Here is a 17,546-nt window from a genome sequence, read left to right as displayed (position 1 = left end):
GGTCACAAAGCGAGGGCGGAGGTCAGTCCGCCGTCGATCAGGATGTCCGTGCCGGTCACGAAGGCGGACAGGTCGCTCGCGAGGTAGAGAACGGCGTTGGCGATGTCCTCCGGGGTGCCCACCGTGCGCAGCGGGGTGCGGCCGGCGACGTGATCACGCTGATCGTCGTCGGAGAGGTTGTCCCGCGTCATGCCGGTCAGGACCATTCCCGGGCTCACCGAGTTGACCCGGACACCGTCGGGCCCGAGTTCACCGGCGAGTTGCCGCGAGAGGGCCAGAATCGCACCTTTCGTGGCCGTGTAGGCCGGGAACGCGATGCCGATATGTCCCATCATCGAGGATATCTGGATCACGCTGCCCGGACGGTTCAGGCGAGGGACAGCGGCCTTGAGCACGTTGAAGTACCCCGTCAGGTTCACCGCCAGCACACGATCCCAATCGTGGCCGGTGGTCGTCGCGAGCGAGTCCGGCGCCATGATTCCCGCCGAGTTGACGACTATGTCGAGGCTTTCGTCGCTCAGGACGCTCTCGATCGCGCCATAGTCGGAAACATCGACTGTCTCGACGTCGAACCCCAGCTCCGAAACCCGGAGAGCGGCGGCCTTCGTCTCCGAAAGACCCTCTTCGTTGATATCAAGGGCAAGAACCGAAGCGCCAGCTTTCGCCAGGACGACGGCGGCCGCCCGCCCGATGCCGGACCCGGCCCCCGTCACCACGGCCCGACGGCCGCCAAGGCTGATGACTTCGACCAGGGATTCATGGACCGTCCGCGGACGGTTCTCCGTTGTGACCACGACGGAAGCTTAACACAACATCTTGTTTCAACAAGGTCTTGTCATTACCCGCCTCAGCTGACGTCTACCGTTTGAGGCGGAGCAGCTCGCGGCTTTCGACGAGCAGCTCGCGCAGGGCTTCGTGGTTCTTCTTGCCAAGGATTCCGACGAGCTGCTCGTCGACGGAACGTTCGCGCTCGAAGGCATGTTCGGCCATGGTCCGGCCCTCGCCCGTAAGGTGCAGACCGACACCGCGGCCCGATTTCAGGCGGCGTTCGATCAACCCGATCTTCTCGAGGCGGGCAACGATCTGGCTGATGGCCTGCTGGGTTCTCGGCATGCGGCGGGAAATCTCGGTGACGGTGATGCCGGGTTCGGCGTAGACGGCCATGAGCATCCCGCTCGACGCCGTGGTGATCGGCAGATCAGCGAGCCGCGCTTCGCCCAAGAGCTCGACGTACGCCGAAACTTCCCACAACAGGTCGCTGAGCATCGCGCTGCCGGTCCCTGGGGTAGGCAGCGAAGTGGCTGCTGTCTCATCCTCACGGGTCATGCTGTTGCCTCCGCGATCTTGCGCGCCCCCGCGATCGTGTCGACAGGGCGCTCCTCCCCAGCACACGTCAGGTCAGACTGATGGGCGCCCTGCCGCCCCGATAGCGGCAAGAAAAGGCGCGCTTTGTAGGCACCTTGACAGCCGCGGGTTGGCACAAGGGGTGTCATGCGTGGACGGTACCTTCTCGGCGTCCGGTGGCGGCGAGGCGAGGGGACCCGAGCGAGTCAGCGGACAGGAAGGTTCAGGATCTTTTCGGCTTCGTCCGGGCCGGCGATGGAGAGATCGAGGTCGTGGGCGAGGCGGATCGCGCGTTCGACCAGGGGCAGGTTTCCGGGACTGAGTTCGCCTTTTCGCACATACAAGGCGTCTTCCAGGCCTGCGCGGGCGTTGCCACCGAGGGCGAGGCCCATCGCGGTCAGAGCGAGATTGGAGCGCCCGATGGCGATCACCTGCCAGACCGCGTTTTCCGGTAAACGGCGGACCAGCGTGAGGAGGTTGTCAGGGGTCGCTGCCATGCCACCGGCGACGCCCAGGACGATCGAGAACTGCATCGGCTGGTCATCGAGGAGGCCTTCGTCGCGCAGCCGCAGACAGGCATCGAGGTGGCCGGTGTCATAGATTTCCAGTTCAGGTTTCACGTCGAGTTCGCGCATGCGAGCGGCGAGCCGGCGCACTTCGGCCGGTGGGTTGCGGAATTCGCCGCCGCCGAAGCTCATGCTGCACGGGTTGAGGGTGGCCATGCGTGGCCGAAGTTCGACCAGCGCCGCGCGTGGCCCGAACGGCACGTCGAGGCCGACGCCGGTGGAGAGCTGGATCAGGATGGGGCAGCGCTCCGCGATCAGGTCCATGGTCCGGCGCGCGATACCGGGATCGGCGGTGGGACGGCCGTGTTCGTCGCGAAGGTGGATATGGGCGACGGCGGCACCGGCCCGGGAGGCGGCGGCGACGGCCGCGGCGATTTCTTCGGGTTGCGTCGGCAGATGCGGGTTGTCGGCCTTGGACGCGATCGGTCCGGTGGGCGCGACGGTGATCACTACGCTCATCGCGGGATCTACCTCATTCGTCGAAAATGGCGACGGCACGGGTCCAGCCCGCCGAGGCGGCGTGGATCTTCACCGGGAAACAGGCGATGCGGAAACCGTCGGCGGGCAAGGATTCGAGATTGTGCAGCTTTTCCAGATGGCAGTAGCCGATCTCCCGTCCGGCGCGATGTCCCTCCCAGATGACGGAGGGATCACCATCCCGCGCGAACCGGGCCGCGGTGTGGACGAAAGGCGCGTCCCAGCTCCACGCGTCGGTGCCGGTGAGCCGGACGCCGCGTTCCAGCAGATAGAGAGTCGCTTCTCGGCCGATGCCGCAACCAGAGGTGACGTAGTCGTCGAGGCCGTAACGCGCGCCGGCGGCGGTGTTGACGACGACGATCTCGAGTGGGCGCAACCGGTGTCCGATGCGTGCCAACTCGGACTCGACATCGGCGGCGGTCACCACGTAACCGTCGTCGAAGTGCCGGAAATCGAGTTTCACGGCCGGCCGCAGGCACCATTCGAGCGGCACCTCGTCGATCGTGATGGCCGGCGCACCGCCGTCCATGACGCTCGAGTAGTGATAGGGCGCGTCGAGATGCGTGCCGTTGTGGGTGGTGATCCGCACCCGTTCGATCGCCCATCCTTCACGATCGGGCAGGTCGTCGACGCTCGCACCGGGGAAGAACGCGACGACGTCTTCCGCCGTGTCCGCGTGGTCGTAGTAGTCGATTTCGGGCAGATGACCGGGCGGGTCCGAAGCGATGCCCGCCCGCAAGGGAACCGAGATATCGACAATCCTGGTCATTGGTCCATACCTCCGACAGACTGGGGCGCCAGCAGCGCCACGACATTGCCACCCGCTATGGCGGCACGCGCGACCGGGGCGAGTGCCGCCAGCTTCGCCACCGGATCCCTGACCCCCATGTCGAACGGGTAGTCACTGCCGAGCAGCACCCGGTCCGCCCCTGCCACGGCTACCAAGTGTCGCAGGGCGTCTTCGGTGTAGACCAGCGAATCGAAATAGAACCGGTCGAGGTATTCGCTGGGCGGACGGCTCATGGTCCGGCTTTCCGGCCGCGCCTGGTAGGCGTGGTCGGCCCGGCCCAGGTAGTGAGGGAGGTACCCGCCTCCGTGGGCTCCGCAGACCCGGAGCCCGGGATGCCGGTCCAGTACTCCGCCGAAAACGAGGTGTGCCAAGGCGATCGTGGTTTCCAGGGGCTGGCCGATGATGTTGCCGAGATAGAACGAGGACAGGCGGCCGTCGGGACCGCGACCCCAGGGATGCACGAACACCAGGGCGCCGAGCCGTGCGGCGGTGGCCCAGAAATCATCCAGTGCCGGATGCGAGAATTCGTGGTCGCCGGCGGCGCTGCCGATCTGCACGCCGCGCATGCCCAGCACGGTGACGGCATACTCCAGTTGTTCGGCCGCCAGACCGGGATGCTGGAGCGACACGGTCGCCAGTCCGGCCAGCCTGCCCGGCGCGCGGTCGATCACCGCGGCGAGCCCGGCGTTCGCGGTGGCGACGATGTCGCGCGCGAGCGCGGTATCGGCCCAGTAGTGATACTGGGTGGGCGAAATGCTGACGACCTGAATGTCCACTCCCGACTCGTCCATCAGGGAAAGCCGGAGGTCCGTGTCGGTCAACGGACCGAGCCAGTCCTCGCGGAACCGTCGTGCGTTGATCTCCAGCGATTCGGCTCCGAACTGCCGTCGTTGCTCGTCCTGTTCGGCGGCGAACCCGGCGTGGCCGTCGACCAGGTGCGTGACTTCGGGGATCAGGGCGTGGGCGTGGATGTCGATGATCGGTGTCATCCGGCGACGCACCGGTTTCGTTGCGTGCCCAGCCCGGTGATCTCACTCTCGAGCAGATCTCCCGGCTGGAGGTACCGGCCGTGGTGCGCGCCGTTTCCCGCGGGGCTGCCGGTGATGAGCAGATCACCGGGGCGCAGCTCGGTGAACGTGGAAACGTATTCGATGAGTCGTGCGACATCGAAAATCATGTCGCTGGTCCGGCCGTTTTGCATGACCTCGCCGTTGAGCCGGAGGACCAGGCCGAGGTCGGCGGGGTCGACGAAAGCCGCGGGGACGACGTACGGCCCGGTGGGAAAGAAGGTGGGGGCGTTCTTGCTCGCCAGCCAGTCACTGCCGATGCCGGGAATGTCGGGCCGGAAGACCAGATCACGGGCGGTGATGTCGTTGACGATGGTGTATCCGGCGACGTGGTCGAACGCCCTGTCACGCGGCACATGACGGCCGGTCCGTCCGATCACGACACCGAGTTCGACCTCCCAGTCGTGCTGGGTCCCGTACTCGGGCAGGATGACGTCGTCGTAGGGCCCGCAAATCGCGGACGGGAGTCCGACGAAGGCATACGGCCTGCCCTGCGCGGCGCGTTCGTCCATGGCCGCCGCCGCGCGCGAGCGCAGCGTTTCCTTGTCTTCGCCGGGCTGTTGTTCGATCTGCTGGGCGACGACCAGTTCGATCACGTGCTCGCGATAGTTGGCGCCACTGCAGAAAAGTCCGCCCGGTACGACCGGCGCGTGGGTATGGAGTTCGTCGACGGGCACGCCGTCTTCGCCGTGGTCCTCCGACCAGTTCGACAGGGTGTCGACCAGTCGGTCCCAGTCGTCGAACATCGCGAGCCCCGCGGCCGGTGTGTCCTGAAGCGGCACTACGCGACCGCGAAGGCTGAGGCCGTCGAAGGGCCGCTGCCCGTCCCGGCTGAACCGGCCGAGTGCGAAGGGTGGCTCTGCGGAGAAATCCACGATGAGGTCCTCGATATCTTTCCCGTGCCGCTCCGACGGCGGCCGGGTCATGACGCTAAGGCCCGCTCCTTCCCGCCCGGAAATGGTTCATGTCAATGCGGCCCATCGACGACCTCGATGCTCAGGCCAGGTGAGCGGCGAGTTGGGTGATACGTGACCGGAGCCACCGGTGGGCGGGGTCCTCGGTGTGGCGCGCGTTCCAGTACATGGCTTCCACGACGGGACGCAGCGGAACGGGCGGTTCCATCATCCTGATCCCGGTGTAGTCGGCGATACTGCGGCCGAGCCGCTCCTGGACCAGACTCACCAGCCTCGTGCCGGCGAGCAGGAACGGGGTGATCATGAAGCTCTGGGTGCGCACCTCGATACTGAACTCGATCCCGGACTCCGCCATTTCGATTTCGGCGAGCGACTGCAACGGCCCGATGCTGTAGGACAGGTAATGCAGCTTGCGGAAGTCCTCGGGCGTGACGCGCTCGCCCACCTCGGGGTTGTCGCGGTCGCAGGCCAGCAGGAACCGCTCGCTGAAGAGCCGGGTGTGCGGAAAGGGCTGCTCCCCCACCACCGCGGTCGGCATGATCAGCATGTCGACCTGGCCCCGTCGCAACTGATCGGCGAAGTCCGGCGCCACCGGCACGATGTTGACCCGCACACCGGGCGCCTCCACGGCGAGTCTGGCGAACAGCGGGCGCAGCAGCACCAGACCGACGTAATCGCTGGCCACGACGGTGAACGAACGATGATCCGTGGACGGATCGAAGGTGGCCCGGGATCCCATGACGGCCTCGACCGCGACGATGGCGTCGCGCACCGGCTGAACCAGCGACGCCGCCAGCGGCGTGGCCACCATCCCGCGGCCCTGTTTGACCAGCAACGGATCGCCGAAGTGTTTGCGCAGGCGCGCCAGCGACGCGCTCATCGCCGGCTGTCCCACCGAGGTGCGCTCCGCGGCACGGGTCACGTTGCACTCGGCAAGCAGGGCGTCGAGCGCCACCAGCAGGTTGAGGTCGATTCCGCTGAGCGCCATGGCCGGGGTTCCCATCGATGATCGTGATACAGGCGATCGATACTAATCGTTTCCGGTGCTGCCACAACCCGCTTAACTTCTCGTCAGCGGTGTCCACCCGGCTCTGTTACGGCCGAACCTGCCAGTCCCGCCGACCTCATTAACAATGCCCCACGAAATGCCGAACGGAGACGTCAGAACATGACCAACCTGCTGGGCCACCTCATTTCGCTGGAAATCACCAGCCCCGACGTGGCCGCCTCCACCGCCTTCTACGAACGGAAGTTCGGTCTGCGCGTGGTCGACCGCGTCGGCGAGAAGGTGTACCTGCGGTGCTGGGGCGACTACTACCGCCACAGCGTGGTCATCGCGCCGGGCGCCGAGCCCGGCCTTGCGAACATGACGTGGCGCACCGCGGACGACGCCGCGCTCGACGAACTCGCCCGCCGCGTCGAAGAAGCAGGCGTCGCCGGCGAATGGCGCACGGACGAGCAGGCGCAGGGCCGTACCTACAGCTTCGTGGGTCCCTACGGTCATCGGATGAGCCTCGTCTGGGACGTGACCGATTACCAGGCCGAACCGGGCTTCGAATCCACCTATCCCGACCGGCCGGAACGGCGCAGCAGCCACGCCGCGGCGCCGCGTTTCCTCGACCACATCACCATCGCGGCCTCGGACGTGCGCGGTTTCGCCGGCTGGTACTCCGATGTCCTCGGGTTCCGGGTCATGGCCTACACCGACCTGGAAGAAGCACCCGTGACGGTGTTCTCCGTCCTCACCACCAACGAGAAGTCCCATGACCTCGGGATCGTGCTCGACACTTCCCCGACGCCGGGGCGGGTGCACCACATCGCCTTCTGGTCAGACCATCCCGAAGACCTGATCCGTGCCGCGGACGTCCTGGTCGAGAACGGGACCCCCATCGAGTACGGCCCGTCGATCCACGGCATCGGCGAGCAGTCCTACCTGTACTTCCGGGAGCCGAGCACGTTGCGGGTCGAACTCAACTCCGGCGGATACCGCAACTATGTCCCGGACTGGAACCCGCGGACCTGGGTTCCCTCGCAGGGCTCGAACAACTTCTACCGCAACTGGGACATGCCCGACTCGATGATGGAGGCGTTCCCCGCCGCAGCCGGCCTCACCGCGACCGAGGACGGCGCGCCTCCCGCCATGCGTGACGCGCTGGCAAACCCCTGGGCCGGCACCAAGAAACCGTAGGAAGCAGGAACCGGACAATGACGTTCACCGGCTACACCAACAAGACCCCGTCGCCGAACCCGGCACTCCGCGGGAAACGCGTCGCGATCGTCGGCGCCGGGCCTGGCGGCCTTTCCGCGGGCATCGCGCTGCGCCAGGCGGGTTTCGACGTCAAGATCTTCGAACGGCACGACTCGGTCGCGGGGGTCGGCGGGGCGATTCTGCTCAACGCCATCGGCATCCATATCCTGCGCGGTTACGGCATCGCGGTCGACGACATCTACACCGCGAGCGTGGCACGGTTCAAAAGCCACGACGGTGTGCAGCGGGTGTTGTGGCGGACGGAACAGGAACTGCTCGACAAGGCCCGGGTGCCGGGGTGGATCTCCGGCATGATGCGCTCGGAAGTCTACGATCGCATGCTCACCGTCGTGCCCGACGGCATGATCGTCACGGGCCACGAGTTCACCCGTTTCTCCGATGCCGGGGACGAGGTCGTCCTGCATTTCGCGAACGGCGCGAGCTACCGTGCCGATCTGCTCATCGGCGCCGACGGCATAGATTCCCGGGCCCGCCTGCAGATGTTCGGTGGTGGCGAGGCGAAGCATCTGGGTATCGCGGTGTATCTCGGCTGGTGCGAAATCGACGGTCCGTCGCGGGATGAAATGGTGCTTCGGCACAGCGACCTTTACCAACTCGGGTACGCACCACTTCGGTACCGCGACAAGGACTGCTTCGAGTGGTGGTTCGTCGAGCCGTGCACCCCCACTCAGCAAGCCCCGGAAGACCCGCTGAGCTATATCAAGGAACGGATCTCCGACTTCGAAAGTCCGGTGATGGACATCGTGGGCGCGACGGATCCCGACCATGCCCTGTTCCGGTGGGTGGTGAAGTACCGGGACCCGTTGAAGACCTGGACCCAGGGCCGGGTCACCCTGCTCGGTGACGCATGCCATCCCACTTCGCCTTACGCGGGCTACGGAGCCGGAATGGCGATCGAGGACGGGTTCTTCCTCGGCCGGTACCTCGCGGGAGCAAACCTGTCCGACCCGTCCGAACTGGCGGCCGGACTCGGGAAATACGAGGAACAACGGCTCGAGTACACCAACAAGATGACCGCCTTCGCGCGGCTGCTCGGCAAGGTGTTCCACGAATGGCCGAAGCCCTTGCGTAAATTCCGCGACTTCATGATGAACCACACCGGTATCCCCGACAAGCAGATCAGCGACGGCTACACCAAGGACGGCCAGTCGCTGCTGAAGGCGATTCTGGAAGCCGAGCGGCAGAGCCGGTGACCACCGGAGAAGAGGAGACCACGGAAATGGACGAGAGACCGGACCTTTCCCGTCGGAGAGTGCTGGCCGGAGCCGCCTCGGGCGCGGCTCTTCTCACGGTGGGGAACGCGTTGCCGGCTTCCGCGAACGCCGCGCCACCGCCCGCTCACGGGCTACCGAAGGAAAACTGGCGCATCGACACTCACGCGCATTATTATCCCGACGAGTACTACGCCTACCTGGACCGCGTCGGCCGGCTCGCCGGCACTGTGTCCGTGGTGGGGCCCTGGTCGGTCGACGCCCATCTGGCCTTCATGGACCAGTACCACATCCAGGCGAGCGTCCTGTCCTTCGGCGACCCCCAGGTCGCGCTGGGCACGGTGGCGGACCGCCGGGCCGTCGCCCGCCTGTCCAACGACTACGGCCACGAACTCGTGCGGACCCGGGGGGACCGGTTCGGGATCTTCGCGGTCACCCCGATGCCGGACGTCGAAGGCGCGGTGTCCGAAGTGGACCGTGCGCTGGACGATCTCCGGCTCGACGGGATCTGCCTTCTCACCAACTACCAGGGATCCTACCTGGGAGATCCGGCGTTCAAACCCCTTTATCAGGTCCTCGACGACCATGGCGCCTACGTCTTCGTCCATCCGACCGGTCCGGCGGTCAACCCGGCACCCGGTCTCCAGTACGGCCCGAACATTCCGTCGCAGAACTTCGTCTTCGAATACACCTGGGATTCGACCCGCACGATCACCAGCCTGATCTACAACGGTGTCATCCGTGACTACCCGGCCATCCGCTGGCACTTCGTCCACTGTGGCGGGACCCTGCCCTTCCTCGCTTACCGTCTCGCGACGCTGCACGCGTTCTACACGCCGTTCAACGACGTACTGCCGGAAGGCCCGCTCACCTACATTTCCCGGCTCTACTTCGACGACGCGCAGGCATTCACCAGCGCCCAGTTGGAGCCCTTGAAGTCACTCGTCCCCGCCGACCACATCATGTTCGGCAGCGACTGGCCGCCGGTCCACAACCTGTTCGCGGCCGACAACGCCCAGAAGATGCCGTTCCTCGAAGGAAAACTGCCGCTTCCCGCGGCGGCGGACCCCGAGCCTCCCGTCGACGATGTCTACACGCCACACGAGCGGATCGCGCTCGAGCGGACGAACGCGCTCGCCCAGCTGCCGAGGCTTCGCGCACGCGTCCCGCAGCTCAAGCCGAGGTGACTCGCGGTCACACGACAGCTCACGGTGATGCGTACGACTGTATGCCTCTAGCGTACAATCGTACGCATCATCAGGTGGCACCAGGAAGTCCGAAGGAGACGACGATGAGCAGGGAGCAACGCGCGAAGATCGACGCGATGTTGCGGCAGCCGCGACCCGAGGGGCCTCGGTCGGTGGAGGAGATCCGCGCCGGATTCGAGGCCATGATGGCCACGATGATCGTGCCGGAAGCGATCCGCACCGGGAGCGCCACGCTGGGCGAACGCCCCGCAGTACTCGTCGAACCCATCGAAGCCGCGAACCCCGGGACGATTCTGTACTTCCACGGCGGTGCCTACGTCTTCGGCTCGCCCGCCACAGCCATGCCGGTGACCGGCAACCTCGTGGTCAAGACCGGGTTCAAGGCTTTCTCACTGGACTACCGGCTGGCCCCCGAACACCCCTTCCCGGCCGCGATCGAGGACGCGCTGAGCGCCTACCGCGAACTGCTCGATGGCGGGGAAGACCCGGCGGCGATCGCGTTCGCCGGGGACTCGGCCGGCGGCGGGCTGACCGTGACCACCTGCCTCGCCGCCCGCGACGCGGGCCTGCCCATGCCGGCCGCGATCGTGGCGTTCTCTCCCGGGCTCGACATGACGCGGACCGGCGAGAGCATGATCACCAAGGCGGACGTCGATCCGTTGCTGACGCCCGAGGGCATACGGCACACCGGCTCCCTGTACCTGGCGGGTCAGGATCCGCGCCAGCCCTTGCTCAGCCCGGCCGTCCTCGCCGATCCGACCGGCCTGCCGCCCATGCTCCTGCAGGTCGGTACCAACGAAATCGTCCTGGACGACGCCACGCGCATGGCCGGGCGGGCGAGGGCCGCCGGAGTCGACGTCATCCTGGACGTCACCGCCGGCGTACCGCACGTGTTCCAGGCGTTCGCGGGCGTCCTCGACGAGGCCGACGAGGCGTTGGATCGCGCGGCCTTCTTCCTCCGCCAGCGCGTCCGCACCCGGTGATCAGGGTGCTTCGGTGAGATGGGTCCGGGCCACCTCGCCGAAGGCGTCGACCAGGGGGTTATGGTCGCTCGCGCGGGTGGCCAGCACGACCTGGCACGGATCGATCCCGGTGACGGGTACGGTCGCGAGGTCCGCGCGGAGAGTGCTCCGGCGGTCGCCGACCGGCAGAATGGCGATCGCGTAACCCTCGGCGACGAGTTCGAGCTTGTCCTCGAAGCTGTCATCGATACCGGGCCCCGCCGGTATCGGGCGGGGGTCCGGGTCCGGATCGAGGCGCCGGGACGTTCCCCAGATCGTGGGCGAGCCGCCGCAGGGGACGAGTTCGTCGTCGGCAAGGTCGTCGAGGTCGACGGATTCCTTGCCCGCCAACCGATGCGACGCCGGTATGACGAGCACCCGCGATTCCGCGTAGAGAACCGTCATGCGCAATTGGTCCGCCGGAAACGGCAACGGCGTCCGAGTGACGAGGGCGTCCACTCGGCGCTCAAGCAGGGCATGCGCGCCCTGCCAGGTCAAATGGCGGGCGCGGACCCGGGCGTCAGGGTGACGGCGGCGCAGTTCTCGCACTGCCGGCGCGATGACCAGGTCCGCGACGTACCCGATCGTGATCTCCCGCGGAGGCGCGGCCGCACGCGCGGTGATCCTCGCCCTGTGTGCCGTGTGCAGCAGTGCCCGCGCTTCCGGCAGGAACGCCCGGCCCGCTTCGGTGAGCCGGCTGCCCTGGGGACCGCGGTCGAACAGGCGCACGCCCAACTGGTCCTCCAGACGCTGGATCTGGCGGCTGAGCGATGGCTGGGCCAGATGCAAGGCGCTGGCGGCGCGGCCGAAGTTCCGGTGCTCCGCGACGACCGTGAAGTACCGCACCAGCCGCAAGTCGAGGTCCATGTGCGCCGACTCTACGCGTCATGCGTGTCCGGTATGGCGAGATACGGTACAGGTCTTGGACACCTGCCTTGGATTGTTCTTGACTCGGGATTGTCCGCGCCGGCACCGAACTACGCCGGCGGCAGAACCGATCGTGAATCGCCGGAAAGAGAGCAGGAACGTCCGAATGAGCAGTTTCGACGGAAAGAACGTTGTGGTCACGGGGGGTAGCAGTGGTATCGGCTTCGCCACCGCGAAACTACTGGTGGACGGTGGCGCTCGCGTACTGATCACCGGTCGCGACCAGGCCAAGCTCGATTCGGCTCGCGAGCGGCTTGGGGAAAACGCCGTGGCCGTCCGCTGTGACGTGGCTTCGCTTTCCGATCTGGATCTTCTCGCCCAGCGGTCGGGGGAAGAATTCGGTGTGCTGCACGCCTTGTTCGTCAATGCCGGCGTGAGCCGGTTCGTGCCCTTCGAGTCGATGTCCGAGCGGGTGTACGACGAGTTGCTGACGATCAACGCCAAGGGCGCCTTTTTCACGGTGCAGAAACTCGCCCCGCTACTGGCCGAGGGTAGTGGCGTCGTGCTCACCACCTCGGTCGTCAACGTGATCGGCCTTCCGCTGCTCGGCGCTTACGCGGCCAGCAAAGCGGCACTGCGCTCGATGGCCCGGAGTATGGCCCGTGAACTGCTCCCGCGGAACATCCGTGTGAACGCGGTCAGTCCCGGTCCGATCGATACCGGAATTACCGAGATACCCAGGGAAGGAGCCGGGCAGATCAAGCCGGAAATGATTCCCCTGTCACGATTCGGCGACCCCGGCGAGGTCGCGAAAGCGGTCGCGTTCCTCGCCTTCGACGCCACTTACACCACCGGCGCCGAACTTCCCGTGGACGGCGGCGGCTCCCAGCTCTGAGCTTCGCTTTCCGAGAGCGATTTCCTCAGGCGAGCGAGGCGGTCGTCGCGCGTACTTCGTCGAGTGTCCGGCTTGCGAGGTCACCGAACTCCTCGTGGTTGGCCGGGTCGCTCCAGCGCTCGTAGGCGATGCTCCAGGCGAGCGCGCCCAGCTCGGCAGCCACGGACGCGGCCAACGCCGGGACGCCACGGCGTGTGAGCGCCTCGATCATCGAGTCGATGAGCCGCAGGCCCTTCAATGCCTCGCGCTCCCGCAGTTCGGGGTTGGCCGCGATCACCGCCCGCCTCCGGGCGCCGAACTCGCGACGGTCGGCCCTGAACGCTTCCCTCCCGATCGTGTCCAGGGCATGAGCCACCGCCTCCAGCGGAGTGGCTCCGTCCGGCGCGGCGGCGATCCCCTTGTCGACCAGGTTGCTCATCGTGTCGCCGCCGAAGAGAACCTCGCGCTTGTCCGGGAAATGCCGGAAGAAGGTGCTCTTGGTCAACCCGGCACGCTCGGCGATCTCGACCACCGTCGTGTTCTCGTAGCCCCGCTCGGCGAACAGCTCCAGCGCGGCGACGGCGAGTCGCTCCGAGGCATTGGGTTCCCATCGCGCCATGCGGACAGCATACGGCACCAAGTCCCGTCACCCGTGTATGGTGACAAGACAAAGTCCCGTCACTTGCTGTGGAGGCCCCCGTGAGCCGAACCGTCATCTACGAAACCTTCGGCGGCCCCGAAGTCCTGGAATTGCGAGAGATCCCCGAGCCGCACGCCGGCCCAGGCGAGGTCCGCGTCCGCGTCACGGCCGCCGGCCTCAACCCGATGGACTGGGCTATCGCTTCGATGCCCCAACTCGCCGCGCAGTTCGGCGTCACCGTGCCCTCCGGCTTCGGCTACGACTTCGCCGGCGTGGTCGACGAGGTCGGCGACGGCGCGCGGGGTTTCGCCGTGGGCGACCGGGTCTTCGGCGGCGCGCTGGGCAGGGCCGTCGCCGACTTCGTGGTGATGACCACACCCGTCCACGGACAACAACCGCTCTGGCACACACCGGAGGGCGTCAGTGACGAGGTCGCGGCCACGGTTCCGGTGGCGGGCGCGACGGCCGCCGCCGCGCTGGCGGCGATCGGCCTGCGCTCCGGGGACACCGTCCTGATCGGCGGCGCGGCGGGCGGTGTGGGCGTGTTCGCCGTGCAGCTCGCCAAACTCGCCGGCGCCAGGGTGATCGGCACCGCGTCGGAGGGCACTTTCGACTTCCTGCGCCAGTTCGGTGCCGAGCCCATCGCCTACGGCGCCGGACTAGCCGACCGGGTGCAAGCCGTTGCCCCCAACGGCATCACGGCGGCAACCGACCTGTTCGGCACCGAAACCGCCGAGACCGCGCTCGCGCTCGGGGTTCCGCCCGAGCGGATCTCCACCGTCGCCGCGGGGCCCAACCCACCCGGTGGCGTACGCGCGACCGGCGGCATCGACGCGGCCCCCGACACCATGGAACGGATCACCGAGGCGATCGTCACCGGCAAGATCACCGTGCCCATCGCCGCGAGCTTCCCCCTCGAGAAGATCGGCGATGCCGTGGCGCTGCAAGCCGGACGCCACGTCCACGGCAAGGTCGTCATCACGCTCTGACCCCGCTCCCCCGGCCGGAATCCGCCGAGTAGCGAGGCCGACGAAAGCCGAAGCCACGAGCGCGGCTCCGAATCCCCAGGGAGGCAGGAGGGTCTTCCCGTCGGGATGGGTACTCAGCGTGAGCCACACCGCCGTCGCCACCGCGGAGGCGATGCGGGTGGCGGGCCAGGTGGCCGCCACACCGAGCGCCAACGGCCAGGTGAAATACCACGGAAGTGCCACTGGAGCGAGGATGACCGTGACCAGTAATGCCCACGCCGCGCCGCGGACGGCGGGGGCACCACCTCCCCGGGAACGCCACCACAACCGGACAACCACCACACCGAGCAGCCCCAAGCCTGCCGACCGGAATTCCGGGAGCAGCCGAGCCGGTTCGATGTCGGCGACCGTGCTCAGCCCGGCACCGGTGAGTTTGCCCAGCGCGGTCGGCAACGACAGCCAGGGTTCGAGGCCCAGGTTGCCGTCCAGGGCGGTGATCCAGCTCAGGCCGACGCCCGCCAGGAGTGTCCACATCCCGAAGACGGTGACCACGACAGCCACCGCTGCCGCCGTCACGCGGAGGAGATTCCTTGGCGTGGTACGACTTCCCGGCGACAAGTGCGCCGCCCACACCGACACCAGGAAGGGCAGTACCACCGCCGCGGGCGCTTTCACCGCGGCGGCCGTCGCGACCAGTGCGAAGCCACGCACCGGAGCGCGGTCGAGCACGAGCACCGTGCCCGTGGTCAGCAGTCCGATCATCAACAGGTCGTTGTGCCCGCCGGCCACCAGGTGCAGCAGGACCAGCGGGTTCGCCACACCGATCCACAGCGCGCACTCCGGTCGCGCCCCGAGATGCCGGCACAGCCGGGGCGACGCGCGGCACAGCAACACCAGTCCGGTGGCGATCACGGCCCTGGTCAACAGTGCTCCCGGGATCGGATTGTCACCCGTAACGCCCACGACACCCTTCATGATGAGGATGAACAGCGGGCCGTACGGCGAGGGGACGAACATCCATCCGCCTGCGGCTTTGCCGGTGATCGCGCTGGGTGCCAACTCCGCGGGGACGTTCGTGTAGGGATCCAGTCCCGCGTGCGCGACCGCTCCCTGCGCGAGGTAGGTGTAGAGGTCGGTGCTGAACAACGGCGGAGCGAGCAACAGCGGCGCGGACCACGCGCCGATCGCGCGCACCACGTCGCGCGTATCCGCCCGGCCCGTCCACGCGGCGTGTCCTAAGTGGACCCACGCGGACAGCATCGAAGCGACTCCGAGGTAGAGGACCGCGGTCGCCGTCCACGCGCCGAGCGCGATCAGCGCGGATCCCGCCAAGCCGAGCGGTACCACACTTCTCGGAGCCGCGTTTCGAAAACGGCCGAGACAGCGGATCGGCGAAAACCGGCGGGATCGAACAAAGGCGTGAACGATGTTCCGCTCGACCGAGAACATGCGGAAGGTCTACCTTGACGTTGGTTTCCAGCCGCTAAGAGCGACGTTTAACTCGCCTTTATCCGGCGGGCTATAGATAGTGGGGGTCGTTTGCGCGGGGTAGGGAGCCTGATGCGGATACTCGTGGCCGAGGATGAGAAGCTGCTGGCCGACTCGGTCGCCGAGGGGCTGCGGCACCTGGGCATGGCGGTGGATGTCTGTTACGACGGCGACAGCGCGCTCGAACGGGTCATGACGCATCGGTACGACGTCGTGGTGCTCGACCGGGACCTGCCCCTCGTGCACGGCGACGACGTCTGCCGGAAGATCGCGGGAGGCGACGGCGAGACCCGGGTGATCATGCTCACCGCGGCGGCCGGTATCCGCGACCGGGTGGACGGGCTCGGCCTCGGCGCGGACGACTACCTCACCAAACCCTTCGCCTTCGCCGAGTTGGTCGCCAGGGTGCACGCCCTGGCCCGGCGCGCGCGCCCCGCGCTGCCGCCGGTGCTGGATCGCGCCGGCGTACGGCTCGATCCGCTCAAGCGGTTCGCCTCGCGGGACGGCCGGCCGCTCGCGTTGTCGCCGAAGGAATTCGCCGTGCTCGAGGTGCTGATGCGGGCCGAGGGACGGGTGGTCAGCCCGGAAGAACTGTTGGAGAAGGCATGGGACGAACACGCCGACCCGTTCACGAACACGGTGCGGGTGACGGTGATGACCTTGCGGCGAAAGCTCGGCGATCCGGCGGTGATCTTCACCGTTCCTGGCGCGGGCTACCGGCTCGGTACTTGACCCGGTCGCGAGCCTCCCTGCGTGGCCGGGTCGAACTGGTGGCGGCCGGCGCCTTGCTGTGCGGACTGGTGCTCGCGTATCCGGCGGTCACCGGCGTTCAGATCGTGCTCGGATCGTTCGTCGCCGACGAGATCTGCCCCTCACATACCTACTGCGGCAACCCTTGGCCGGCGGTCGGGTGGCTGGCCGGGCTCGTCACCCTGACTGGTCTGGTCCTCTGGGGGCGCCGCGCGGTGGCGAGATGGGCGGTGCGGCCGTTGCCCGACATGGCCACGACCATCGGCCAACTCGGACCGCGGAACCTGGGCCAGCGCCTGCGGCTGGACGACGTCGACGAGGAACTCCGTGTCCTCGCCTCCGCCGTCAACGACATGCTGAACCGGGTGGCGGCCGGATTCGAGGGGCAGCGCCGGTTCGCCTCCAACGCCTCGCACGAGCTGCGCACCCCGCTCGCGGTGCAGCGAACACTGGTCGAGGTCGCCATGATCACCGGAGACGGCAAGGATCCGGAGGTCAACCGGCTGGCCAAGCAGTTGCTGGTGGTCAACGAGCGCAACGAGCGGCTGATCGAGGGGCTGCTCGTACTGGCCGAGGCCGACCGAGGACTGCCCGGCACCGTTCCCGTGCGCCTGGACGAACTGGCCGCGTCCGTGCTCACCGCGTACGCGGACCGGCTCGCCGAGCACGACCTGACTCTTCACCGTGACCTGACCCCACGGACCGTGCGCGGAGATCCGGTGCTGCTGGAGCGCATGATCGGGAACCTGGTGCACAACGCGATCAAATACAACGATCCCGGCGGCCGGATCGAGGTGGTGGTCGCCGACGAGCCCGCGTTCTCGGTGCACAACACCGGTCAGCGGGTTCCCGCCGAGTCCGTCACGGCCTTGTTCGAACCCTTTCGCCGTCTCTCCGCGGACCGGACGAACCACCGTGACGGCGCGGGGCTGGGACTGTCCATCGTCCGATCGATCGCCACGGCACACGGCGGCACCGCCGCGGCGGCACCCGGCGACGAAGGCGGCCTGCGCGTGACCGTAAGCCTGCCGCTGATCAGCCCCGAAAGCAGCGCCGAAAACGAGTAGTGGTCTTCAGGCGGACGAACTAAGTTTCGTCCTGCGAACTTAGTT

The 17,546-nt window shown here is 67.3% G+C and carries 17 protein-coding genes and 1 pseudogene; 8 read left to right on the top strand and 10 right to left on the bottom strand.

The features are described from left to right. Window positions 1-2: 2 nt before the first annotated feature. From ACFSXZ_RS09905 to ACFSXZ_RS09875, 7 genes are all read right to left on the bottom strand, one after another. Window positions 3-794, bottom strand: coding sequence for an SDR family NAD(P)-dependent oxidoreductase (locus tag ACFSXZ_RS09905; RefSeq protein ID WP_378263604.1), 792 nt, complete (start codon window positions 792-794; stop codon window positions 3-5). A 64-nt stretch (window positions 795-858) separates the two neighbouring features. Continuing rightward, window positions 859-1,326 (bottom strand): MarR family winged helix-turn-helix transcriptional regulator, encoded by a 468-nt coding sequence (locus ACFSXZ_RS09900; RefSeq protein WP_378263602.1) that lies wholly within the window; start codon window positions 1,324-1,326, stop codon window positions 859-861. Window positions 1,327-1,550: 224 nt separating this feature from the next. Continuing rightward, the gene (locus ACFSXZ_RS09895) at window positions 1,551-2,369 is read right to left on the bottom strand and encodes a BKACE family enzyme (RefSeq protein WP_378263600.1); all 819 of its coding nucleotides are present in this window, start codon (window positions 2,367-2,369) and stop codon (window positions 1,551-1,553) included. 13 nt (window positions 2,370-2,382) lie between these two features. After that, the gene (locus tag ACFSXZ_RS09890) at window positions 2,383-3,156 is read right to left on the bottom strand and encodes a cyclase family protein (protein WP_378263598.1); all 774 of its coding nucleotides are present in this window, start codon (window positions 3,154-3,156) and stop codon (window positions 2,383-2,385) included. Continuing rightward, window positions 3,153-4,166: an amidohydrolase family protein gene (locus ACFSXZ_RS09885; RefSeq protein WP_378263596.1), complete on the bottom strand. Its 1,014-nt coding sequence runs from the start codon at window positions 4,164-4,166 to the stop codon at window positions 3,153-3,155. The genes ACFSXZ_RS09890 and ACFSXZ_RS09885 overlap by 4 nt, the downstream gene beginning before the upstream one ends. After that, entirely contained in the window at window positions 4,163-5,170 is a 1,008-nt protein-coding gene (locus ACFSXZ_RS09880; protein ID WP_378263594.1) for a fumarylacetoacetate hydrolase family protein, read from the bottom strand. The genes ACFSXZ_RS09885 and ACFSXZ_RS09880 overlap by 4 nt, the downstream gene beginning before the upstream one ends. Before the next feature lie 70 nt (window positions 5,171-5,240). After that, entirely contained in the window at window positions 5,241-6,161 is a 921-nt protein-coding gene (locus ACFSXZ_RS09875) for a LysR family transcriptional regulator (protein WP_378263592.1), read from the bottom strand. Between the two features lie 165 nt (window positions 6,162-6,326). Here ACFSXZ_RS09875 and ACFSXZ_RS09870 point away from each other — a divergent pair, with 165 nt between their 5' ends. From ACFSXZ_RS09870 to ACFSXZ_RS09855, 4 genes are all read left to right on the top strand, one after another. Continuing rightward, window positions 6,327-7,346, top strand: coding sequence for a VOC family protein (locus ACFSXZ_RS09870; protein ID WP_378263590.1), 1,020 nt, complete (start codon window positions 6,327-6,329; stop codon window positions 7,344-7,346). A gap of 17 nt (window positions 7,347-7,363) precedes the next feature. Then, window positions 7,364-8,620 (top strand): FAD-dependent oxidoreductase, encoded by a 1,257-nt coding sequence (locus ACFSXZ_RS09865; protein ID WP_378263588.1) that lies wholly within the window; start codon window positions 7,364-7,366, stop codon window positions 8,618-8,620. A 26-nt stretch (window positions 8,621-8,646) separates the two neighbouring features. Next, window positions 8,647-9,825: an amidohydrolase family protein gene (locus ACFSXZ_RS09860; protein WP_378263586.1), complete on the top strand. Its 1,179-nt coding sequence runs from the start codon at window positions 8,647-8,649 to the stop codon at window positions 9,823-9,825. 104 nt (window positions 9,826-9,929) lie between these two features. Then, window positions 9,930-10,829, top strand: coding sequence for an alpha/beta hydrolase (locus ACFSXZ_RS09855; RefSeq protein WP_378263584.1), 900 nt, complete (start codon window positions 9,930-9,932; stop codon window positions 10,827-10,829). Here ACFSXZ_RS09855 and ACFSXZ_RS09850 read toward each other — a convergent pair whose 3' ends face one another. Further along, window positions 10,830-11,714: a LysR family transcriptional regulator gene (locus tag ACFSXZ_RS09850; protein WP_378263582.1), complete on the bottom strand. Its 885-nt coding sequence runs from the start codon at window positions 11,712-11,714 to the stop codon at window positions 10,830-10,832. 166 nt (window positions 11,715-11,880) lie between these two features. On the opposite strand from ACFSXZ_RS09850, the gene ACFSXZ_RS09845 reads away from it, so the two are divergent. Beyond that, window positions 11,881-12,609, top strand: a complete 729-nt coding sequence (locus tag ACFSXZ_RS09845; RefSeq protein ID WP_378263580.1) for an SDR family oxidoreductase — start codon at window positions 11,881-11,883, stop codon at window positions 12,607-12,609. Window positions 12,610-12,634: 25 nt separating this feature from the next. Here the strand turns inward: ACFSXZ_RS09845 and ACFSXZ_RS09840 are convergent, their stop codons facing one another. Further along, window positions 12,635-13,207, bottom strand: coding sequence for a TetR/AcrR family transcriptional regulator (locus tag ACFSXZ_RS09840; RefSeq protein WP_378263578.1), 573 nt, complete (start codon window positions 13,205-13,207; stop codon window positions 12,635-12,637). A gap of 80 nt (window positions 13,208-13,287) precedes the next feature. Between ACFSXZ_RS09840 and ACFSXZ_RS09835 the strand changes: the two genes are divergently transcribed. Then, entirely contained in the window at window positions 13,288-14,217 is a 930-nt protein-coding gene (locus ACFSXZ_RS09835) for an NADP-dependent oxidoreductase (RefSeq protein WP_378263576.1), read from the top strand. A gap of 99 nt (window positions 14,218-14,316) precedes the next feature. Here ACFSXZ_RS09835 and mptB read toward each other — a convergent pair. Beyond that, window positions 14,317-15,645, bottom strand: a pseudogene (gene mptB, locus ACFSXZ_RS09830) (polyprenol phosphomannose-dependent alpha 1,6 mannosyltransferase MptB); the annotation flags it as partial. 111 nt (window positions 15,646-15,756) lie between these two features. On the opposite strand from mptB, the gene ACFSXZ_RS09825 reads away from it, so the two are divergent. Both ACFSXZ_RS09825 and ACFSXZ_RS09820 read left to right on the top strand, forming a co-directional pair. Then, window positions 15,757-16,416, top strand: a complete 660-nt coding sequence (locus tag ACFSXZ_RS09825; RefSeq protein ID WP_378263574.1) for a response regulator transcription factor — start codon at window positions 15,757-15,759, stop codon at window positions 16,414-16,416. Continuing rightward, window positions 16,413-17,501 carry a sensor histidine kinase gene (locus ACFSXZ_RS09820; protein WP_378263572.1) on the top strand — a complete coding sequence of 363 codons (1,089 nt, stop codon included), beginning with the start codon at window positions 16,413-16,415 and terminating at the stop codon, window positions 17,499-17,501. The genes ACFSXZ_RS09825 and ACFSXZ_RS09820 overlap by 4 nt, the downstream gene beginning before the upstream one ends. Window positions 17,502-17,546: the final 45 nt, after the last annotated feature.

The sequence above is a fragment of the Amycolatopsis pigmentata genome (assembly GCF_042684065.1).
Lineage (GTDB): Bacteria > Actinomycetota > Actinomycetes > Mycobacteriales > Pseudonocardiaceae > Amycolatopsis_E > Amycolatopsis_E pigmentata.
Note: the sequence above shows the minus strand (reverse complement) of the source record. Positions and strands in the feature narration are given on the sequence as shown.